Annotated in this window: 20 protein-coding genes and 1 pseudogene; 15 read left to right on the plus strand and 6 right to left on the minus strand. The window is 59.3% G+C overall.

Annotated elements, in window-relative coordinates:
- Positions 1–35: 35 nt before the first annotated feature.
- Positions 36–2,153, minus strand: a complete 2,118-nt coding sequence (locus HNR03_RS23620) for a mechanosensitive ion channel family protein (RefSeq protein WP_259156182.1) — start codon at positions 2,151–2,153, stop codon at positions 36–38.
- A 329-nt stretch (positions 2,154–2,482) separates the two neighbouring features.
- Between HNR03_RS23620 and HNR03_RS23625 the strand changes: the two genes are divergently transcribed.
- From HNR03_RS23625 to HNR03_RS23645, 5 genes are all read left to right on the plus strand, one after another.
- Positions 2,483–3,685: an MFS transporter gene (locus tag HNR03_RS23625; RefSeq protein ID WP_259156183.1), complete on the plus strand. Its 1,203-nt coding sequence runs from the start codon at positions 2,483–2,485 to the stop codon at positions 3,683–3,685.
- 216 nt (positions 3,686–3,901) lie between these two features.
- Positions 3,902–4,828: a DUF72 domain-containing protein gene (locus HNR03_RS23630; protein ID WP_259156184.1), complete on the plus strand. Its 927-nt coding sequence runs from the start codon at positions 3,902–3,904 to the stop codon at positions 4,826–4,828.
- Positions 4,825–5,622: an endonuclease/exonuclease/phosphatase family protein gene (locus tag HNR03_RS23635; protein ID WP_222588655.1), complete on the plus strand. Its 798-nt coding sequence runs from the start codon at positions 4,825–4,827 to the stop codon at positions 5,620–5,622. The genes HNR03_RS23630 and HNR03_RS23635 overlap by 4 nt, the downstream gene beginning before the upstream one ends.
- The gene (clsB, locus tag HNR03_RS23640) at positions 5,619–6,902 is read left to right on the plus strand and encodes a cardiolipin synthase ClsB (protein ID WP_259156185.1); all 1,284 of its coding nucleotides are present in this window, start codon (positions 5,619–5,621) and stop codon (positions 6,900–6,902) included. Before HNR03_RS23635 ends, clsB begins: the two co-directional genes overlap by 4 nt.
- Positions 6,899–7,885, plus strand: a complete 987-nt coding sequence (locus HNR03_RS23645) for a lysylphosphatidylglycerol synthase domain-containing protein (protein WP_259156186.1) — start codon at positions 6,899–6,901, stop codon at positions 7,883–7,885. The genes clsB and HNR03_RS23645 overlap by 4 nt, the downstream gene beginning before the upstream one ends.
- Before the next feature lie 127 nt (positions 7,886–8,012).
- Here the strand turns inward: HNR03_RS23645 and HNR03_RS23650 are convergent, their stop codons facing one another.
- From HNR03_RS23650 to HNR03_RS23660, 3 genes are all read right to left on the minus strand, one after another.
- Positions 8,013–8,771, minus strand: a complete 759-nt coding sequence (locus tag HNR03_RS23650; protein WP_259156187.1) for a S9 family peptidase — start codon at positions 8,769–8,771, stop codon at positions 8,013–8,015.
- Entirely contained in the window at positions 8,761–9,870 is a 1,110-nt protein-coding gene (locus tag HNR03_RS23655; protein WP_259156188.1) for a DUF3182 family protein, read from the minus strand. Before HNR03_RS23655 ends, HNR03_RS23650 begins: the two co-directional genes overlap by 11 nt.
- A 310-nt stretch (positions 9,871–10,180) precedes the next feature.
- A complete protein-coding gene (locus HNR03_RS23660) occupies positions 10,181–11,173 on the minus strand; it encodes a GlxA family transcriptional regulator (protein WP_259156189.1) in 993 nt (330 codons plus the stop codon).
- A gap of 101 nt (positions 11,174–11,274) precedes the next feature.
- Between HNR03_RS23660 and HNR03_RS23665 the strand changes: the two genes are divergently transcribed.
- The 10 genes and pseudogenes from HNR03_RS23665 (at position 11,275) to HNR03_RS23710 (ending at position 19,766) form a co-directional block, all read left to right on the plus strand.
- Positions 11,275–11,829 (plus strand): cysteine hydrolase family protein, encoded by a 555-nt coding sequence (locus HNR03_RS23665; RefSeq protein ID WP_259156190.1) that lies wholly within the window; start codon positions 11,275–11,277, stop codon positions 11,827–11,829.
- A 281-nt stretch (positions 11,830–12,110) separates the two neighbouring features.
- Positions 12,111–12,692 carry a YjfI family protein gene (locus HNR03_RS23670; protein ID WP_259156191.1) on the plus strand — a complete coding sequence of 194 codons (582 nt, stop codon included), beginning with the start codon at positions 12,111–12,113 and terminating at the stop codon, positions 12,690–12,692.
- Between the two features lie 24 nt (positions 12,693–12,716).
- Entirely contained in the window at positions 12,717–13,415 is a 699-nt protein-coding gene (locus HNR03_RS23675; RefSeq protein WP_208671235.1) for a PspA/IM30 family protein, read from the plus strand.
- Positions 13,416–13,572: 157 nt separating this feature from the next.
- On the plus strand, positions 13,573–14,136 hold the full coding sequence (locus HNR03_RS23680; RefSeq protein ID WP_259156192.1) for a rhomboid family intramembrane serine protease: 564 nt from the start codon (positions 13,573–13,575) through the stop codon (positions 14,134–14,136).
- Between the two features lie 137 nt (positions 14,137–14,273).
- A pseudogene (locus HNR03_RS23685) lies at positions 14,274–14,384 on the plus strand (potassium channel protein); the annotation flags it as partial.
- 22 nt (positions 14,385–14,406) lie between these two features.
- Entirely contained in the window at positions 14,407–15,084 is a 678-nt protein-coding gene (locus HNR03_RS23690; RefSeq protein ID WP_222588663.1) for a DUF2491 family protein, read from the plus strand.
- Between the two features lie 14 nt (positions 15,085–15,098).
- Positions 15,099–15,527 carry a DUF350 domain-containing protein gene (locus HNR03_RS23695; RefSeq protein WP_259156193.1) on the plus strand — a complete coding sequence of 143 codons (429 nt, stop codon included), beginning with the start codon at positions 15,099–15,101 and terminating at the stop codon, positions 15,525–15,527.
- A gap of 19 nt (positions 15,528–15,546) precedes the next feature.
- Positions 15,547–16,266, plus strand: a complete 720-nt coding sequence (locus HNR03_RS23700; RefSeq protein ID WP_259156194.1) for a DUF1190 domain-containing protein — start codon at positions 15,547–15,549, stop codon at positions 16,264–16,266.
- Between the two features lie 11 nt (positions 16,267–16,277).
- Positions 16,278–17,435: a glutathionylspermidine synthase family protein gene (locus HNR03_RS23705; protein WP_259156195.1), complete on the plus strand. Its 1,158-nt coding sequence runs from the start codon at positions 16,278–16,280 to the stop codon at positions 17,433–17,435.
- Positions 17,436–17,555: 120 nt separating this feature from the next.
- Positions 17,556–19,766 (plus strand): OsmC domain/YcaO domain-containing protein, encoded by a 2,211-nt coding sequence (locus HNR03_RS23710; protein WP_259156196.1) that lies wholly within the window; start codon positions 17,556–17,558, stop codon positions 19,764–19,766.
- 66 nt (positions 19,767–19,832) lie between these two features.
- On the opposite strand, the gene HNR03_RS23715 is transcribed toward HNR03_RS23710, so the two are convergent.
- Together HNR03_RS23715 and HNR03_RS23720 are read right to left on the minus strand one after the other, a co-directional pair.
- Positions 19,833–20,360: a single-stranded DNA-binding protein gene (locus tag HNR03_RS23715; protein ID WP_010467282.1), complete on the minus strand. Its 528-nt coding sequence runs from the start codon at positions 20,358–20,360 to the stop codon at positions 19,833–19,835.
- Positions 20,361–20,369: 9 nt separating this feature from the next.
- On the minus strand, positions 20,370–21,767 hold the full coding sequence (locus HNR03_RS23720) for an MFS transporter (RefSeq protein ID WP_259156197.1): 1,398 nt from the start codon (positions 21,765–21,767) through the stop codon (positions 20,370–20,372).
- Between the last annotated feature and the right edge of the window lie 129 nt (positions 21,768–21,896).

Raw genomic sequence — 21,896 nt, forward strand, 5'->3', positions numbered from 1 at the left:
CCTGCTCGCGATGAGGCCATCAGCAACAACTCAAATCACTGGGGACGCGGCTGATCCGGCAACAACACCGGCGAATTCTCCGCAACCGGCCCACCCTCTTCGTCCATCACCCGATGTGGCATCAAAACCTGCTGTGGATAAGTCTGCGCGAAATGCACCCACGGGCTGTTATCCACAAGCTTTTTCAAACGCTGGTTAAACGCCCGACTCACTGCATATTGCCCACCGGACACCGTGCGGAATTGCGCGGTCAGGACCACGCCGTTGAGGTCCATCTTGTCGACGCCGAAGACATCGAGCGGCCCTTGCAGGTTGTACTTGAGAAAGTCGTCATCACGGATCGAATCTCCAGCCTCGCGGATCAACTCGATGGCCTTGTCGACGTCAGTGTCATAGGTGAACTGCACCGAGAAAAACGCATACGCGAACTGCCTCGATTGGTTGGTCACGGCCTTGATCTGCCCGAACGGCACCGAGTGCACAAAGCCCTTGCCGTCGCGCAAGCGCAAGGTGCGAATGGTCAGGCCTTCGACGGTGCCGGCGTGGCCGGAGTCGAGCACGACCCAGTCGCCAATCGACAGGGTGTCTTCGATGATGATGAACAGACCGGTGATCACGTCCTGCACCAATTGCTGCGAGCCGAAACCAATCGCCAGGCCGACAACCCCGGCACCGGCCAGCAACGGCGCGACGTTGATCCCCAGGTTGGCCATGGTGGTGATCGCGCAGATCACCACCAGGATGATTTTGATCGCGTTGCGCAGCAGCGGCAGGATGGTTTTGACTCGCGTACTCGGCTGCGTCGTACGTTTGTTGACTGGCGGTTTCAGCGCTTCCTGAATCGCAGTGTCGAGTACCACCCACAGCAACCAGGTCACAAGAAAGATCAGACCCATGCTGCTCAATGAATCACTGATCGCCCGGCCCACCGAGTTTTGCTCGGCGAACTTGAACAGCGAAATGCCCCAGATTCGCCCGAGGATTTCGATGAAGGCCACGGCCATGACGATCCGCAGCAAGGCGTGCAGCAAACTGAGGAACCGCTCCTTGTAAGCGCTGCTGTGCTGGATCGCTTCGACCTGACGGGACTTGAACATGTGCTGGAAAATCGTGCTGAGAAACACCGTGGCGATCAGCAGAATGGTGGTGAACAGTGCACAACGCAGGGCCTTCTGATTGTCATCGCCGACGCCAATCAGGTTGATCGCCGAGACCATGACCATCAGCAGGATCGGCCAGTACCAGAGCCCGGAAAAGATCCGCAGGGATTCTTGCAGCGAAGGTTGTTTGAGGCGTTGAGCCAAAGGCCGGTTGCGAATCAGATGCGCCACCGGACGCCTTAGACGAATCACCAATAGCCCGAAGATGATCGAGACGAAAAAGCCGGTGAGCACGGCAGCGCTGCTGGTGATGTTGCCGCCCAGTTGACGGGCGATTTGCGGGCTGGTCAACGCATCGCTGAGCGCCGCGAGGAAGCCGATCAGGAACAACGGCTTGGGACAATAATCGCGGATGATCCGCACCGCTGTGCGTTTGTGGCCCGTGTTGAACATGACGATCACGCACAGCAACATCGAGGTCGAAAAAATGCCGCTGCTGGTGGCGTAGGCGAAACATAACGCCAGCGCACGGCCCACCGAGGCGGGCAGGAAATGACTGACATAGAGGGTCAACGGCAGGCAGATCACGGCCGGTAACGTGTAAGGCATCACATAATTGAGCAGGTCCTGGCTGCGTTGGCGGGTACGCAACCAACGGCCCTGGTTCAGGCGCTTGGCCAGGATGCCACCGAGCACGGTGAGCAAGGCAAAGCTGCCAAGCCAGACCCCGGACAACATCATGAAGTCGCCGATCACGCTCCAGCCAGAGCGGCTCGAGGGTCGATTGACCAGTTTGTCGACCTCATTAGCGGCTCGATCGGCCCGCAGGCGCCAGGCATCGACGAGGTTTTCGTTGAGGTCGAGCTTTTCCTGGACATCGTCGATGCTGGAGCTGATGGCTCCGAGCAGGCCGCCCTGGACCAACGGTTCAGGCGCTGCCGGTTCCTCAGCCGCAGCGGCGGCGGGAACACCCGGCAGCGTCACGGCTTCCAGCTCGTTGCTGCCAAGGAACAGCAACGCCCCCAGTAGTATTGCGGTCTTGAACTTGAGCAAAACGGGGAGCTCCTCCGAAAGGGTCTGTAAGGAACTGATCGGTAAATGCCGGGCAAGTTCGGTTTTGCCCGCGAGATAACAGTCAGCATGCTCCCCCCGCCTGATCGTTCCCACGCTCCGCGTGGGAATGCAGCCAGGGGCGCTCTGCGCCCCAAGAGCGGACGCAGAGCGTCCGGTGAGGCATTCCCACGCGGAGCGTGGGAACGATCATTACCAGCAGGACGATTTTTGCGCACAAGGCAAATATCAAATGCCCGCCCCTGTATTTTTCCGCACAACCCAAACCCCGACACTGCGCTCCATCAATCAAACCCACCGGAGTTGCAGTCATGCCCATTGCCTTGCTCGCGCTGACCCTCAGCGCCTTCGCCATCGGGACGACCGAGTTCGTCATCGTTGGCCTGTTACCCACCATCGGCGCCGACCTCGGCGTCAGCCTGCCGTCCGCCGGCCTGCTGGTCAGCCTTTACGCCCTGGGCGTTGCCGTCGGCGCCCCGGTGCTGACCGCCCTCACCGGCAAAGTCCCGCGCAAATTGCTGCTGTTGTCACTGATGGTGCTGTTCACCCTCGGCAACCTGCTGGCGTGGAAAGCGCCGAGTTACGAATCGCTGATCATTGCGCGGATCGTCACCGGCCTGGCCCACGGGGTGTTTTTCTCGATTGGCTCGACCATCGCCACTAGCCTGGTGCCGAAGGAAAAAGCCGCCAGCGCGATCGCCATCATGTTCACCGGCCTGACGGTGGCGCTGGTCACCGGCGTGCCGCTGGGGACCTTCATCGGCCAGCATTTCGGCTGGCGTGAAACCTTCCTCGCCGTGTCCGCACTGGGTGTCATCGCCTTTATCGGCAGCCTGCTCTACGTACCGAAAAACATCACCCACAGCAAACCCGCTTCGCTGTTGCAGCAATTACAGGTGCTCAAGCAACCGCGCCTGCTGCTGGTGTACGCTATGACCGCGATCGGTTACGGCGGCTCGTTCATTGCCTTCACGTTCCTGGCGCCGATTCTTCAGGACATTTCCGGTTTCAGCGCCAGCACCGTCAGCCTGGTGTTGCTGGTCTACGGCGTTTCGGTGGCGGTAGGGAATATCTGGGGCGGCAAACTGGCGGACAAACGCGGTCCGATCAGCGCGCTGAAAATCATCTTCGCCTTGCTGGCGGCCGTGTTGTTCGTGCTGACCTTTACCGCTGGCAATCCCTGGCTGGCGCTGGCCACGGTGCTGGTCTGGGGTGCCGTCGCGTTCGGTAACGTGCCCGGGCTGCAAGTGTATGTGGTGCGCCAGGCCGAGCATCACACCCCGCACGCGGTCGACGTGGCTTCGGGGCTGAACATCGCCGCGTTCAACCTCGGCATTGCCGGTGGTGCGTGGGGCGGCGGTCTGATCGTGGCTCACATGGGCCTGATTCACACGGCGTGGATCGGTGGTCTGGTGGTGTTGGTGGCATTGGCGCTGACGGCCTGGAGCGGTCGCCTGGATCGTCTCGGCCCGGTGTATGCCGAAGGCTCAACCCGCGTCGTCACCAGCCACTGATAATCCCTGTGGGAGCGAGCCTGCTCGCGATAGTGGCGGCACATTCAACATAGATGTGACTGACAGACCGCTATCGCGAGCAGGCTCGCTCCCACAGTTTGTTTGTGGTGTGTCCGTTAAGTACAAGCCATCCGTAAACCCGTCGAAACTTTCTCGACTGCCCAGAAGTCATCAAAAGACAGCGGGGCAGCCCAAAGACCATTTGACGGAGGCGACATGGCGGCGATTCATATCGGTATTTCAGGCTGGCGCTACACACCTTGGCGAGGTGGTTTCTACCCAAAGGGGCTGACCCAGAAGCGTGAATTGCAATTTGCGTCCCGGGCGGTCAACAGCATTGAAATCAATGGATCGTTTTACGCCCTGCAACGGCCAGAACGTTATACCCAGTGGTACACCGAAACCCCGGCCGATTTCGTCTTCAGCGTCAAAGCACCACGCTTCATCACCCACATCAAACGTCTGCGCGACATTCATAAGCCGCTGGCGAATTTCTTTGCTTCCGGGATCCTGGAGCTAAAAGAAAAACTCGGCCCGATCCTCTGGCAGTTTCCACCCAATTTCAAATTCGACGCCGAGCTGTTCGACAGTTTTTTGAAGCAATTGCCCCAGGACACGCAGCAGGCTGCCGCCCTCGCCCGCCAGCACGATTCGCACCTGCACGGTCACGCCAGTACCAAGGCTTACAAGAAAAAGCCGTTGCGCCACGCCGTTGAAATCAGGAACGAGACCTTTGTCGATCCAGCGTTCGTGCGCCTGCTCAAGCGCTACAACGTTGCCTTGGTCATCGCCGACACCGCCGGTAAATGGCCGTACCGCGAAGACCTCACCAGTGATTTCGTATACCTGCGCCTGCACGGAGCCGAAGAGCTCTACGCCAGTGGTTACACCCCTGAGGCGCTGGAGCGTTGGGGTGAACGGATCGAGGCCTGGAACCACGGGCAGCAACCAGCGGATCCACAGCTGATCGCGCCAAAGCAAAAACCCAAGGCGCGCAAGTCCCGCGAAGTGTTCTGCTATTTCGACAACGACATCAAGGTCCGCGCGCCCTTCGATGCGCGGCGCTTGCTTGAGCATTTCCACCTCGATCAAGGCCTCGCCACCGCCCCCGGTGAACCGGTTGCCGAAGGAGTGCTGCCATGAACATTTCCGAGCCGCTGGGCCATGCCGATAATCAGCCGGAAATCCTCAGCGCCGTGCGGCGATTTACCGTGCTGACGGTCAATACGCACAAAGGCTTCACTGCACTCAACCGGCGTTTCATCCTGCCCGAATTGCGCGAAGCGGTGCGCAGCGTTTCAGCCGATGTGGTGTTTTTGCAGGAAGTGCATGGCACCCACGAGCATCATCCGCAGCGCTATAGCAATTGGCCGACAAAGCCTCAGTACGAATTCCTCGCCGACACGTTGTGGCCGCAGTTTGCCTATGGCCGCAACGCGGTCTACCCGGAGGGCGATCACGGTAATGCGCTGCTGTCGAAATTCCAGATCGTGCGTCACGATAACCTCGACGTGTCCATCAGCGGCCATGAAAACCGTGGCCTGCTGCATTGCGTATTGCGCCTGCCCGGCGACGGGCCTGAGGTGCATGCGATTTGCGTCCACCTGGGGCTACGCGAAACCCACCGAACGGCACAACTCAAATTGCTGGAACAACGCCTCGAAGAGCTTCCGGCCGACGCGCCGGTGATTGTCGCCGGCGACTTCAACGATTGGCGCCAGCGTGCCGACGCGCTGCTCAAGCCCTCTGGTCTGCGAGAGGTTTTCGCCGAGCACCACGGCAAACCGGCGCGCAGTTTTCCGGCGCGGCTGCCAACGCTACGTCTGGACCGCATCTATGTGCGCAACCTCAAGGCCAGCCGCCCGCAAGTCCTGACAGCGCGCCCCTGGTCACACCTTTCCGACCACGCACCGCTATCGGTGGAGATCGAGTTATGAGCAGCGCGCCAATAGAGCCAACCACCATTGAGCACGTACCCAGCTCCCCGCCGGTGCGTGAGCCCGGCGTGGTTGACGTTGAATACGGCTGGCAGGGCAACAACCTGGTGCAACTGCTGGAGAACGGCGAAGCATATTTCCCCCGGGTATTCGAGGCCATGCGCCAGGCCAAAAGCGAAATCCTCCTGGAAACCTTCATTGTGTTCGAGGACAAGGTCGGCAAAGAGCTGCAGCAAGTGTTGATCGACGCAGCTCAACGCGGGGTGCGGGTTACTGCCAGTCTTGACGGCTTCGGCTCTGGCGAGTTGAGCACCGAGTACCTGGCGGCGTTGAGCCAGGCCGGTGTGCACCTGCAAATATTCGATCCGGCGCCCAAACGCCTGGGCATTCGCACTAACTGGTTCCGCCGCCTGCACCGCAAGATCGTGGTAGTGGACGGCACGATTGCGTTCATCGGCGGGATCAACTTTTCCGCCGACCACCTGGCCGACTTCGGTCCCGAGGCGAAACAGGATTACTCCGTTGAAGTGCAAGGCCCGGCGGTGACCGATATTCATCATTTCGCCCTGATGCAGAGTGGCCGCCCGGGGCGCGCCAAATACTGGTGGCAACGGCGCAGGCAGCGACGTTCGGAACTGGCGTTCAGCGAGCACGACGGCCAGGTCAGGCTGGTGTACCGCGACAATGGTGACCATCGAACCGACATCGAAGAGGTTTATCGCTTGGCGTTGCGTAGCGCCCAGCGCCGCGTGGTGATCGCCAACGCCTACTTCTTTCCGGGTTATCGCCTGCTGCGCGAGATCCGCAACGCCGCGCGCCGTGGTGTTGATGTACGGCTGATCCTGCAAGGCCAGCCGGATTTGTTGGTGGCCAAACTCGCCGCGCGCATGACCTACGACTATCTGCTCAAGTCCGGCGTGCAGATTCACGAATATTGCGAGCGACCGCTGCACGGCAAGGTCGCGCTGGTCGACGAAGACTGGAGCACGGTCGGTTCCAGCAACCTTGACCCGTTGAGCCTGTCGATGAACCTTGAGGCGAATGTGCTCATTCGCGATCGCGCCTTCAACCGCGAACTGTTCGAACGCCTCGATATCCTGAGCAAACACCACTGCAAAGCCATGTCACCGGACAAGGCGCCGCGTGGACGGGTCTGGCACATGACCGTCGGCTTCCTGGTGTTTCACTTTTTGCGCCACTTCCCCGCATGGGCTGGTTGGCTGCCAGCGCATAAGCCGCGCTTGAAGCGTTTTACCCATTCAGGGAGCGAAACGCCATGAGCCGCGCTGAAGCCTCCTCGACCAGCCACGCCACCGCGCCAGGGAAATCACGTTTGAGCCGCTGGAAAAAGCCGCTGACGATGCTGTTTTTCCTGGCGCTGATTGTGCTGTTCACGATGCTCGCCCAGCGCATCGAATGGAACGAAGTGTTCGACACCCTGGCCGATTTCAAGGTACGCACACTGATCATCGCGTCCGGCCTGACACTGGTGAGTTTTCTCGTCTACGCCAGCTTCGACCTGATCGGCCGCACCTACATCCGCCAGGACCTGACCTGGAAGCAGATCCTGCCGGTGGGCATTATCAGCTACGCCTTCAACCTCAACCTGAGCGCGTGGGTCGGCGGCATTGCCATGCGTTATCGGCTGTATTCGCGGCTTGGCGTGAGCAAAGGCAACATCGCGAAAATCCTCGGGTTGAGTCTGGCGACGAACTGGTTCGGCTACATGGTGATTGCCGGCGCAGTGTTCAGCAGCGGGCTGGTCCGAATGCCGCCTGGCTGGAAGCTGAGCAGCGACGCGTTGCAGGGTGTGGGCGTGTTGTTGCTGCTGGTGAGCGCGGGGTATCTGGCGGCGTGCCGGTTTTCCAAGCGTCGGGAATGGGCAATACGCGGGGTGGAAATCAATCTGCCGTCGCTGCGCATGGCGATGCTGCAACTGGCACTCGGGGCGCTGAACTGGTCGTTGATGGCTGCGGTGATTTTCACGCTGCTGCCGAGCAAGCTGGACTATCCGTTAGTCCTGGGGGTGTTGTTGATCAGCGCGATTGCCGGGGTGATCACGCACATTCCTGCCGGGCTCGGAGTACTGGAGGCGGTGTTTGTGGCGTTGCTGCAACATGAGGCTTCTCGGGGAAGTCTGGTGGCGGGATTGCTGGCGTATCGGGCGATTTACTTTATTTTGCCGCTGCTGATTACGTTGGTGATGTACTTGGTTGTGGAGGCCAAGGCGAAGTCGTTGCGGATCTCGAAAAAACCAAAGTGACCGGTTGTTTGTGAGGACGCCATCGCGGGCAAGCCCGCTCCCACAATAGATCGCATTCTCCTGAAGTACCCGGTCAAATGTGGGAGCGGGCTTGCCCGCGATGGCGTACTCACAAGCACTGCAAATCTCAACTGGACTGAATGATGCTCAACCGCTCACCCACCACCATCTCGGTAATCCAGTCCACCAGGATCGAGGTGTACGCCTGCTGCGACACCGGTTCGCTCAACGCGTGATCCGCGCCATCGATGATTCGGTGGGTCAGCGAATGCGTCTGCTGACACGCGGCGCGGTAGCTCATGATGGTTGCGTGAGGCACATAGTCGTCCGTCTCCGATTCGACCAGCAGCACATCGCCGGTGAATTGCGAGCAGGCGTGCAGCGCGCGGTTGCTGTCGGCGCGCACCAGCGTGTTGCGGTAATCGCGCAAGTCAGCCTTGTCCAGATCACGTTTGGGCGTGTGCCAGTGATCGTCGCGATACAGCGCCGGTACCCGCAGCGCCAGCCAGCGCACCGGTCGCAGCGAGGTCAGGATCGACGCCAGGTAACCGCCATAACTGGTGCCAACCACCGCGATAGCGGACGTGTCGAGCGCCGGATGGGCGAGTAGGCGATCGTACGCCGCCAGCAGGTCTCGCAGGTTGTCTTCACGCGTCACCCGGGACAGCGCAATGCCGGTGCCGCCCGTGTGACCGCGCAGGTCGAACGTCAGGCATACGCAACCCAGACCGGCGATGCCTTTGGCCCGCTCCAGGTCCCGCTCCTGACTGCCGCCCCAACCATGGACGAACAACACACCGGGGACTTTCGATTTGGGGCTCAGAAACGTCCCGCTCATTTGTTCATCGTCGATGTCGATCTGAATGGTTTCACTTCTAGCCGTCATAGGATTTAACCGTCACGTACTTGAGAAGAAAGTCAGTGTTTTCCGCAGGGCCGCGGTACACCTCGATGGCGTCCGCCGGCAGCGGTTGATCGATGTAGGTTTCCACCGAAGAGACGTGGATCGCCCGCATCCCCGGGTCGTTGATGAAGCTTTGCAGCGCGGCCACTTCAGCGCTGCTGGCACCGCCCATGCGCCAGGATTGTTCCAGCACGCCACTGCGTTGTTTGCCGGCATTGTCCTGGCCTTGGGCAATGTCGTAATTGCGCCGCGAAGCAAAGAAACCGGGATAGGCTTCGTTCGCGGCGCGGTCAAACACTTGGGCCTGCCGGATAGCCAGTCGTACATCCTCTGGTAGAGGCAGCGCCAGCAGATCGTCGTAATCGCCTTGAACCACCAGCAGGTTGGACCCTCCATAAACCTGCTCGCCCTGACCGTCTTCGGTCAAGTATTGATCACCGCAATAAGTCAGCACCTTGTCGCCGATAAAACTCTGGCCGACGCTGTGGGTGACCACGTTGTCGAGGTCCTGCTCAAGCACCACGCCCTGGCTGAACAGCTCATCGGCAGCGGGACGAGCCAGCACGGCATTGAACTGGTCGAGGCTTTTGATCACTTCCTGTCCACGTCCGGCGCAGGCATGAACCGGCTTGACGCGGATGGGGCCGCTGTCGAGCAAATGCTCTGCCGCCGGGCGTGCGTCGTCGAGGGCAAACACGCTCAGCCCATCGAGCACCACGCTGCGTACGCGCTCGCAAAACTGCGATGACCAGCCTTGCGGGGCGTGGGCATTCTTGTTGAGCAGGCCGTGGCTGATGGCTTTGGTGCAGATGAAATCATGGTCGACGTAACCGCCCCACAAATCCTCCGGCCCCTTGACGCCCAGTTGCCGGGCGACCGCAACGCCCACCAGGGTCTGGGTTGGCAACAGGTAAAGGTCTTGACCTTTATGAAGCTCTGGATCGTAGCTGCCGCCGTACTTGAGCCCCAGGATTTGCGCCAGCCAGCGGGCCAGGGCGCGATTGGTCTCGACTTCATGCTGGGGCGCTTCGGGGCGGACTGAATGGGCCACCACCAGCTTCTTGCGGTTTGTTGGGGTCATGCGCCCCCCTTCAATCTGCGTTCGATGAATGTAGTTTGAAGGGTGCAGAGATCAGGCCAAGGGGGGCTTGATAGAAACGACCTTGAAATCAGTCAGTTGCGAAAGAGGTAATGGCACGACGCCTGCCTGATTCTGCACGACACCGATGGGCGACTCCGGCATTTTGCACGATCAAGGGCTTGCGCAGAGCCCTGTGGGAGTGAGCCTGCTCGCGATGGCGGCGTGTCAGTCTGCATCAATGTCAGAGACAGTCCGCCATCGCGAGCAGGCTCGCTCCCACATTAGATTTGGGGGATTTTGGGTGTTGCGCCTACCGGGCTGCGGCCGTGGGCGTAACCCCAAATCGAGCCCGGTAATCGCTCGGCGCCAGCCCGGTAATTTTCTTGAAGGTCGCGCGAAACGCACCGGGGTCCTGGTACCCCACCGTCCAGGCAATGTGATCGATGGTGCCGTTGCTGAACTCAAGCATCTCCCGCGCCTTGCCCACCCGCAGGTGCTGGCAGTATTCGGTGGGTTTGAGCCCGGTCGCCGAACGGAAGCGCCGAAGGAAGGTGCGCTCCTCCAGCCCCGCCCGTTCCGCCATCGCCGTCAGCGAAACATCGGTAGCCCCGGTGCTTTGCAGCCAATGCTGAACCTTGAGAATCGAGGCATCGCCATGGCTCAGGATCGGTGAAAAATTGCTGCCACATTCACTGGCGCTGTCGCTGTGTTCCACCACCAGAAAACGCGCAGTGCCGGTGGCGATGCTTGGACCGAGCAGTCGGTCAACCAGACGCAGACCCAGCTCCGACCAGGCCATCAACCCGGCGGTGGTGATCAGGTCGCCGTCGTCGACGATGGGGGTGTCGGCCTTGAGTTTGATCGCCGGGTAACGTTCGGCGAAAGACTTGGCCGAGGTCCAATGAGTGGTCGCACTGCGACCATCGAGCAGGCCGCTTTCGGCCAGCAGGATCGAGCCTACACACACGCCGCCCAGGGTTGCCCCGCCAGCATGTTGCTGACGAAGCCAGTGGATCAGCGCCTGCGATACCTGGCCTTTGGAAAATCCGCCAATCGACGGCGGAATCAACACTGCCACCAAGGCGTTGTCGGGCCCCGGATGGCTGTCGTAAACCCGCGCGGGCGACTGATCGCCCTCGACCTGCCAATGGCTGACCCGCAGCAGTGGCAACTGCGCCGTCTGATGCTCGGCGGCAATCCGGTTCGCCACCCCGAACAAATCTGTCAGCCCATGCACCGCCGCCATCTGCGCACCGGGGTACATCAACACGCCCAGTTCGACGATTGCCCTTTGTGCATCCATTGTCAGTTTTACCCCTTCTATTGTCGGTGCGGCCAATCCCGGGACGGCCTGCCAGCCCCGATACTCCATTCCACACCAACGTACACGCCGAGGAAACAGTCATGGCCAAGCAAGCACTCATCCTAGTCGATATCCAAAACGACTACTTCCCCCAAGGCAAGTGGCCGCTGGTCGGTGTCGACGCCGCAGCGGACAACGCCGTCCGCTTGCTCAAAGCCTTTCGCGAAGCCGGTGATTCGGTGGTGTACATCCGCCACGAGTTCACCTCCAGCGAGGCGCCATTTTTTACCCCGGGCTCCGAAGGCGCGAAGCTGCATCCCAAGATTCTCAACCGCGCCGATGAGCCGGTGGTGCTCAAGCACTTCGTCAACTCGTTCCGCGAAACCGAGCTCAAATCAATTCTCGACGAACAAGGCATCAAGGAATTGGTGATCGTTGGCAGCATGAGCCACATGTGCGTCGACGGCATTACCCGCGCCGCTGCCGATTTCGGCTACACCGTCACCGTGATCCATGATGCCTGTGCCTCACGTGACCTGGAATTCAACGGCATTAACGTACCTGCCGCCCAGGTTCACGCCGCGTTCATGTCGGCCCTCGGATTCGCTTACGCCAGCGTGATTTCCACCGACGAATTCCTGGCGGCCAGCCACTAACGCTTCAACTGATTGAGCGAATTCAGAAATGAACCCGCCGCGCTCAAGCGCCGCGGGTGTTTTTTTGCACGGAAAAAAGTGAGACAAAAAATCTCACGCGTGAGCTATTGAGAGCGGCGTAATTTGCCTGTAGTGTTTCTCACGCGTGAGATTTTCACAACGGAGTCACCAGTATGAAAAGTCGCTCTCCATCAGGTCCGCCTGCCGTGCCTGTAACCGATTCAGCGAGCCAGAAGGAAGAGCGCTCGAAACCGTCCGCGAAAAAACCATCGAGCTTTTATATGAAGCAGATGCGCGCGGGCCTGGCTGGCGCCGGTTATGTGAAACACGAGACTTGGGTGCTTCCCGAAAACCGAAGCCTGCTCAAGCAGATGGAGAAACAGCTACGCCAACCGATTCTGGCTGGCTCATTCATGTCGGAGAATTACATGAGCGCAGGTACTAACTGGAACATCGATCGTCTGTTCAGCGCCCTTCAGGCACTGGACGAAGTGGTTTCTAACGACATCACGCTTTCTCTGGTTCAAGGCTCCGAGTCCAGCATCAAGCTGGAAATGAACGATTTCGGTGGCCTGCCGATTTACATCGCGGTGGTGGGCGAGCAGATCATCGTCGACACGGTTCTGGTAGACGTCGAGTCGATCAAGGATGTGCCGGCTTTCAACGATGCCGTACTGCGCAGTCGCGAACTGTTCCCGCTGTCCTCGATCGGTATCGAGTCGATGCCGAACGGCCAGATCGTCTACAACATGTTCGGCGCTCTGAGCTCCGATTCCAGCCTGACCAACGTCGTGACCGAGTTCAAAACCCTGGTCGACAATGTGCAACGCGCCAGCGAAGCCTTTGAACGTTTCTTCCATTAATTTTTCAGGAATAGGGATTATCCAATGACTCAGTCCATCTGGAGCAAATTGTTTACCGCGCTGCGCGGCGGTGCCAATGAAGTCGGCGAATCGATCGTCGACCAACAGGCCCTGCGTATCCTCGACCAGGAAATTCGTGATGCTGACAGCGCCCTGGCCAACGCCAAGCGTGAGCTGGTCACCATCATGGCCAAGCACAAACTGTCGGCTGATCGCGTGAGCGAATACAACGCCAAGATCAAGGACCTGGAATCCAAGGCGCTGGCCGCCATCCAGGCCAACCGTGAAGACCTGGCAATGGAAGTGGCTGAAGCCATTTCGACTTTGACCAACGAGCTGGACGTCGAGCAAAAGCAAGCCACCGAGTTCGGTGGTTACGCGGACAACATGCGCAAAGACATCACCAAGGCCGAAAACCGCATCAAAAGCCTGCGCCAACAAGTAGACATGGCCAAGGCGCGTGAAAGCGTACAAAAGGCTCAGGTCAGTGCGTCCATCGCCAGTGGCGGCGCCAACGGCAAGCTGGAAACCGCCGTCGGTACACTGAACCGCCTGCAAGCCAAGCAGCAGCAACGTGCCGCTGAACTGCAAGCTCAGGACGAACTGGCGGATGCGTCGACCGGTACTGACCTGGAGCGCAAATTGCGCGAAGCCGGCATCACACCGGATTCGGGCAGCGCCAATGCGATCCTGGAACGCCTGAAGCAGAAGTCGGCCGAGTAACTTTGCCGGACGCATAACCTGTGGGAGCGAGCTTGCTCGCGATTGCGGTTTGCCAGTCGACATTAATGCTGACAGACACATCGCCATCGCGAGCAAGCTCGCTCCCACATGGATCGGTGCTGATTCATTGCCCTTCTTTTTTACGTCGAGGTCAAGGATGGATGCCCTGAAGGGTTTCAAGACAATCGCCGGCGTGGCAATTTTCATGGTCGCGCTGCAGGCGCTCAACGCCATGACCGGCTACAGCCTTTTGTCATTTGGCCTGGTCCCGAGAACGCTCTTCGGGCTGCCCGGCATCCTCACCTCGCCTTTTCTCCACGCCTCATTTGCGCACCTGAGCGCCAACCTGATTCCGTTTTTGATTCTGGGCACGCTGGTCATTATCGAAGGGCTCAACCGGTTTCTGGCGGTCAGCGCCATCATCATTGTGCTGGGCGGCTCGCTGGTCTGGCTGTTCGGTTTCAAAGGCGTGCACATCGGCGCCAGTGGCTGGGTGTTCGGGCTGTGGGCTTACCTTCTGGCGCGTGCCTGGTTCCAGAGAAGCTGGGGCAACCTGATTACGGCCAGCGTCGTAGCGCTGCTCTATGGCGGTTTGATTTTTGGCTTCCTGCCTCGCCAGGGGGTTTCCTTCGAAGGTCACCTCTTTGGTGCATTAGCAGGATTTATCGCTGCCAAGGTACTTTTCTCTGCGCCGCGCAGCAGGTTTAATGCGGCCCGTTAACCGCTATCAGGCTTTCAGACGCCGAGGCGATAACGTCGCCAGGAATCAGTACCCACGGAGTCAGGGACAAAATGTCGATATTCCTTTTATTGCGCCTGCACGCCTCGTCCCTCTTCCACCGATTCGTCTGGACAGGCCTGGTGCAAAACCCATCAGACGATCTGACTCCGGCCTCCGTGCTGGCGGTCAATCCACTGAGCCCGTTCGGGCACGCCCTCGCCCACTTCAATGACAGTGAAATCGCCTCCACTCGCCTCAAGGAAATCTCCAATGGGATGGTTTAAACAATTGATGGGGCTTGAGGCCCCGAACGCGAATACCGATTCGAAATGGACGGCCAGCGAAACCGCGTCACCCGCCAACGGCCCGTTGGGACTGGCCTTGGGCAAGGGCGTGATGTTCGACACGTCCCTGAGATTGTTGCTCGACGGCAACACCACGGTGACCATCCCGGGCTCCCAGCAGATCTGGAGCAACGGCACCATCGACCTCGGGCAGTCGACCTGGCTGTCGCGCTATTACATGAACGACGAAGACTACTGGCTGCAGGTGCACACCACCGGCGACATCGCCGGGCAGGTCGAGTCGGTGATCCTGTTCAATTACCTCAGCTACATCACCATCAGCAGTGAAGCGGAGCTGCGTCGGCTGGCCGGCCCGCAAAGCCTGATCGGGCTGCCGACCTACACCCACAACGGCGTGGAATACACCCGCGAATGGGGCACCGAGAATGGCCAGACAGAGCTGGTGGCACTGAGCGAACAACTGAAAAACCCGGACGAGTCCTACAGCATCGAACACCGTTCGATGTTGTACGCCCGCGAAACCGGCCTGACCGATCGCCGGGAATTCCTGCTGTTTTCCGTTGAAGAAGACGCTGAAGGCACCATCAGCTTGAGCACATCCTTGGGCATCTCGCTGTACACAACCGACCTGAACACGTTCTAAAAAGGAACAAGTCCATGCTAGAAGCGCTCTCCATCTCGCTGAACAAAGCCGCCGTATTCGGGTTTGTTTCCTACCTGCTCGGCGCCGCTGTGTTGTTCGCCCTGTTCCAGTTCATCTACACCCGTATCACTCCGCACAAGGAGTTCGAGCTGATCCGTTCGGGCAACGTGGCCGCGGCAATCGCCTTGGGCGGTGCAATCATCGGCTTCGCCATTCCGGCCAGCAACGTGATTGCCTACTCCATCAGCATTCTGGACTTCGCTGTCTGGGCGGTGATTGCAGCCCTCGTTCAATTGCTGGCATTCCTGGTGACCAGCCTGGTGCTCAAAGGCACCTCTGAACGCATCAGGAAAGGTGAAATCGCGGCCGGCATCTACGTCGCAGCAGTGGCCATCAGCGTCGGCATGCTCAACGCCGCCTGCATGACCCCTACCCAGAACTGATTGCGCAACGGAGATCCCGATGAAACGAAGCAAGTACGTTCAGCTCTCGCTGGCCGCGTCGGTCGCCATGGCGATATCCGGTTGCGGGCCGACGGAAAAAACCTACGCGGTGCAGAAGAAGTACAACTTCCAGTCCGTGCAGCAGTGCGCCGACGAAAAACTGCCGGTGGATGTCTGCTCCGACGCCTACATGACCGCCATGGCCGAGCATCGCCGCATTGCGCCGGTGTACGACAACCAGGCCGATTGTGATGCCGACTTTGTCGCCGACTGGTGCCAGCAGGATTCCGCTGGCAAGTTCATCCCCAAGCTGGGCGGTTTCGAACTGACCGCCGACGGCCAGGTCACGCAATACCAGGTCGACGCGGCCAAGGCTCAATTACCCGCCTCGGAAACGGCGAACACGGGTGGCTCGGGTTTCTCCACCAGCAGCCTGCTGACCGGCCTGCTGATCGGCAACATGCTGAGCAGCAACCGCAACAGCTACTACTCCGAGCCGGTGTACCGTTATCGCGATGATCGCGGTAATTACGGTTCCTCAACGCTCAACCAGCGGATTTCCAAAGGCTCGACGTTTACCAGGTCCAATCAGGCCAGGTACGGCAGCAGCAACTACGCCGACTCGGTCCGTTCCTCCACCAGCAAGCCGGTTTCCGTTGCTTCGTCCACCTCCCGTGGTGGCTTTGGCAGCAAGGCCAGCGCACGCAGCGGCTGGGGCGGCGGCGGGTCGAGCAGTTAAGGAACCGGACCATGAAGAGAATCCTCTGCGCAGAGCGTCATGACTGGAAACAAACGGCCGAGAGTCTCGGCTTTCTGTTCCATACCATCGACAACGAACCCTACTGGGACGAGAGCGCGTATTACCAGTTCACGCTCAAGCAAATCGAGAACGATCTCGAAGACCCGACCACCGAGATCCACGAGATGTGCATGGACCTGGTGGCCCGCGTGGTGCAAAGCGAGGAGCTGCTGGAGCGCCTGAGCATTCCCGCGCCGTACTTCGACCTGATTCGCACCTCTTGGCTCGAAGGCCACCCGCATCTGTACGGGCGCATGGATTTTTCCTACAACGGCAACGGCCCGGCGAAGTTGCTGGAACTCAACTACGACACGCCGACCAGCCTGTATGAGGCCGCAGCGTTTCAATGGGGCTGGCTGGAACAGTGCATCGAGCGCGGTTTGCTGCCCAAGCATGCCGACCAGTTCAACAGCATCGACACCAAACTGCATCAGGCTTTCGCCCAACTGCAGCTCAAACAGCCTTTCTATTTCGCCTCGATGAAAGACTCGGTCGAAGACAAAGGCACCACCGATTACTTGCGCCTGATCGCGGAAAAGGTGGGCATCGAATCACGCCACATCGACATCGAAGACATCGGCCTGACGAGCGACGGTCGTTTCGTCGACCTCGAAGATCGCTGGATCCCGCATCTGTTCAAGCTGCATGCCTGGGAGTTCATCTTCCACGAGCCCTTCGGCGCAGCCATCGCCCAGAGCGACACGCAGTTTTTCGAGCCGGCCTGGAAATCCATCATTTCCAACAAAGGCATCCTGCCGCTGCTGTGGGAATTCAACAAAGGTCACCCGAACCTGCTGGCGGCGCACCTGGATACCGAGCCGAACAGAGCGGTGCCCAAGGGCTGGGTGCGCAAACCGTTCTTCTCCCGGGAAGGTGCCAACATCGAACTGCAAACCGCCGAAGGTCTGATCGTAAAAGAGGACGGCCCCTACACCGACGCGCCGTTTATCCTTCAGGAGTTCGCTCCGCTGCCGCAGTTTGGTGACAGCTTTACCTTGATCGGTTCCTGGGTGATCGGGGATCAGGCGGCCGGCATCGGCGTGCGCGAGGACAATAGTTTGATTACCAAGGATTCAAGCCGGTTCTTGCCGCATCTGATACTCGACTGATCCATCCTGCGCCCATAAAAAAGACCGGGAACGGACAGATAGTCAGACGCCCACAAGACTTATGGCTGAAATGCCGGATAATGGCGGCCATTCGTTTAGCCGTTATTCTGGTAATCCCCCATGGAAATCAAGGTCAACTTTCTCGACAACCTTCGACTTGAAGCCAAGTTCGACGACTTCACGGTGGTGGCCGACCAACCTATCCGCTACAAGGGCGATGGCTCGGCACCGGGACCGTTCGACTACTTCCTGGCGTCGTCGGCGTTGTGCGCGGCGTATTTTGTGAAGTTGTATTGCAGCACGCGCAATATCCCCACGGACAACATCCGCCTGTCGCAGAACAATATTGTTGACCCGGAAAACCGCTACAACCAGATTTTCAAGATCCAGGTCGAGTTGCCGGCGGACATCTCCGACAAGGACCGCCAGGGCATCCTGCGTTCCATCGACCGTTGCACCGTGAAAAAAGTGGTGCAGGCCGGGCCTGAGTTTGTGATCGAAGAAGTGGAAAACCTCGACGCCGATGCCCAGGCGTTGCTGATGCCTGCTTCTAACTCAACTTCCGAGGCGGGCACTTACATTGCCGGCAAGGATCTGCCGCTGGAGCAAACCATCGCCAACATGTCGGCCATTCTGGCGGACCTGGGCATGAAGATCGAAATCGCTTCGTGGCGCAATATCGTGCCCAACGTATGGTCGCTGCATATCCGCGACGCGCACTCGCCGATGTGCTTTACCAACGGCAAGGGTGCAACCAAGGAAGGCGCGTTGGCGTCGGCGTTGGGCGAGTTTATCGAGCGACTCAACTGCAACTTCTTCTACAACGACCAGTTCTGGGGCGAGGACATCGCCAACGCAGCGTTTGTGCACTACCCGGACGAACGCTGGTTCAAGCCTGGCCGTAAAGACGCACTGCCGACCGAAATCCTCGACGAGTACTGCCTGAAGATTTACAACCGCGACGGTGAGCTGCGTGGCTCCCATCTGATCGACACCAACTCGGGCAATGAAGAGCGCGGCATCTGCTCGCTGCCATTCGTGCGCCAGTCGGACGGCGAGGTGGTGTATTTCCCGTCCAACCTGATTGAAAACCTTTTCCTGAGCAACGGCATGAGTGCCGGCAATACACTGGCCGAAGCCCAGGTGCAGTGCCTGTCGGAAATCTTCGAGCGCGCGGTAAAACGCGAAATCATCGAAGGTGAATTCGCCCTGCCGGATGTGCCGGCCAGCGTGCTGGCGAAGTACCCGGGAATACTGGCCGGCATTCAGGCGCTGGAAGAGCAAGGTTTCCCGGTGTTAGTGAAGGATGCGTCTCTGGGCGGTGAATTCCCGGTGATGTGCGTCACGCTGATGAACCCGCGTACCGGCGGTGTGTTCGCCTCCTTCGGCGCGCACCCGAGCCTGGAAGTGGCATTGGAACGCAGCCTGACCGAGTTGCTTCAGGGCCGCAGTTTCGAAGGCCTCAACGATTTGCCGCAGCCAACGTTCGAAGGTCATGCGGTGACCGAGCCGAACAACTTCGTCGAGCACTTTATCGACTCCAGCGGCGTGGTGTCGTGGCGCTTCTTCAGCTCAAAGTCGGATTACGAATTCGTGGAGTGGGATTTCTCCGGCCAGGGTGAAAACTCGAATGCCGAGGAAGCCGCGACCTTGTTCGGCATTCTCAAAGGCATGGGCAAAGAAGCGTACATGGCCGTCTACGAGCATATCGGCGCGACGGCGTGCCGAATCCTGGTACCGGACTATTCGGAAATCTATCCCGCGGACGATCTGATCTGGGATAACACCAACAAAGCGCTGTTCTTCCGCGCCGACATCCTGAACCTGCATCGCCTGGACGAAGAAGAGCTGCAGGCGCTGGTTGAGCGCCTGGTGGAAAGTGAGCTGGACGACTACACCGACATCACCTCCTTGATCGGCATCGAATTTGACGACAACACCGCCTGGGGTCAGCTGACGATCCTGGAGTTGAAGCTGCTGATTTATCTCGCCTTGCAGCAATTCGAAGAGGCGAAAGAGGCGGTAGAACAGTTCCTGCAGTACAACGACAACACCGTTGAGCGCGGCTTGTTCTATCAGGCGATCAATGCCGTGCTGGAGATGAAGCTGGACGAAGACCTGGAACTGGAAGACTACGAAGCCAACTTCCGCCGGATGTTTGGCAACGAGCGGATGGATGCAGCGATCGGCTCGGTAGATGGCACCGTGCGGTTCCATGGCTTGACGCCGACCAGCATGAAACTGGAAGGGCTCGACAGGCATTTGCGCTTGATCGAGAGCTACAAAAAACTGCATACCGCACGGACCAACGTAACGACGTTATCCCGTTAACGGCGCCCACAAAAAAAGCGAAGCCAGATGGCTTCGCTTTTTTTTTACTGACTGGATCGCTGCTTTTTAGAACGGAATATCGTCATCAAAGCTGTCGAAATCCGGAGCCGGTTGCGGCGCTGCCTGCTGTGGAGGCGGAGCCTGACGCGACTGTTGCGGTGCCGACTGCTGCGGACGTGGAGCCTGCTGGCGTGGGGCCGGAGCGGATTGCTGGTAGTTATTGCCCCCGCCTTGTTGGTCGCCCTGCTGTGGACGGCCGCCCAGCAGCTGCATGGTGCCTTGCATGTCGACCACGATTTCTGTGGTGTAACGCTTGATACCGTCTTTTTCCCACTCGCGGGTCTGCAGTTTGCCTTCGATGTATACCTGCGAACCTTTACGCAGGTATTCGCCGGCGATCTCGGCCACTTTGCCGAACATCGAAACACGGTGCCATTCGGTCTTCTCGACCTTCTGACCGGTTTGCTTGTCGGTCCACTGTTCGCTCGTCGCCAGACTCAGGTTGGTCACGGCATTACCGTTAGGCAAGTAGCGAACTTCGGGATCCTGGCCGCAAGTGCCGACCAATATGACTTTGTTAACCCCACGGGCCATAACGTTCTCCTAGGCTACGCACGCTGCCTCGGCCGGGTTGTTCACCAGGCGCTCAAGGGTCGTGCGATCCAATAGTTCTGTGTCCAATTTGATGTAAATCGCCGCCTCATCAGCAACGATCACCGCATCTGTTACCCCTACGACGGCCTTCAAGCGCTCAACCAGACCCGCTTCGCGGATCGCCTCGGGCGACAACGGCAAGCGCAGGCTCGTGACATAAGGTGGTTCGCGCATGGTAACAGCAAAGGCCAGCCAGAGGGCAGCCAGGCCGGCGCATCCGAGGAACACAACCGACAGACCGCCATGCTGGAACAGCCAGCCGCCGAGGATCCCGCCCAACGCCGAACCGAGGAACTGACTGGTGGAATAAACCCCCATCGCCGTGCCTTTGCCGCCTGCAGGTGAAACCTTGCTGATCAGCGATGGCAATGAAGCTTCCAGCAGATTGAACGCGGTGAAGAACACCACCGTACCAATCACCAGAGCTCGCAGGCTGTCGCCGAACTGCCAGAAGAATAGCTCAGTGAGCATCAGCGTCAGCACCGCGCCCAATAAAACTCGTTTCATTTTGCGTTTCTTCTCGCCGTAGATGATGAACGGGATCATGGCGAAGAAAGAGATCAACAGAGCAGTGAGGTAGACCCACCAGTGCTGCTCTTTAGGCAGCCCGGCTTTTTCGACCAGCGCCAAAGGCAGTGCAACGAAGCTCGACATCAACATCGCGTGCAACACAAAAATACCCAGGTCCAGACGCAACAGGTCGGGATGCTTGAGCGTCGGTATCAGCGCCTGGCGCGCGACGCCGGATTCGCGGTGCTGCAACGGCCCGGTGGATCGCGGCACCATGAACATCACGATCACGATGCCGAACAGGGCCATGCCACCCGTGGCGAGGAACAGGCCGGAAAGGCCGAACACACGGGTCAGCAACGGTCCTACAACCATGGCGACAGCAAACGACAGACCAATCGTCATGCCGATCATGGCCATGGCTTTGGTCCGATGCTGTTCCCGGGTCAGGTCTGACAGCAGCGCCATCACGGCGGCGGAAATCGCCCCGGCGCCTTGCAGGATTCGTCCGGCGATCACGCCCCAGATCGAATCGGCATTGGCCGCCAGCACGCTGCCCAAGGCAAAGACGATCAAGCCCAGGTAAATCACTGGACGTCGTCCGATGCGATCGGAAATGAAGCCGAAAGGAATCTGGAAAATCGCCTGGGTCAGGCCGTAAGCGCCAATCGCCAGCCCGATGAGGGCCGGGGTCGCGCCTGCCAGATCCATCCCATAGGTCGCCAATACCGGCAACACCATGAACATGCCAAGCATACGGAAGGCGAACACCAGGGCCAGACCGCTTGCTGCGCGGGTCTCACTGCCACTCATGCGTTCGCTGTGGGGATCGTGCATGGAAAAACCTCATGTGAACCGGCGGCGATTCTACCAGTCCCATCGATTGACAGGGTATATCGCGACGCTTTGACGCGCTCTGCTGACAGACTCTTCATGTAAGACATCAACCCGCTCGTTTGATAGTGT

This window comes from Pseudomonas sp. JAI111 (assembly GCF_024809425.1).
In the GTDB taxonomy this organism is placed as follows: Bacteria; Pseudomonadota; Gammaproteobacteria; order Pseudomonadales; family Pseudomonadaceae; genus Aquipseudomonas.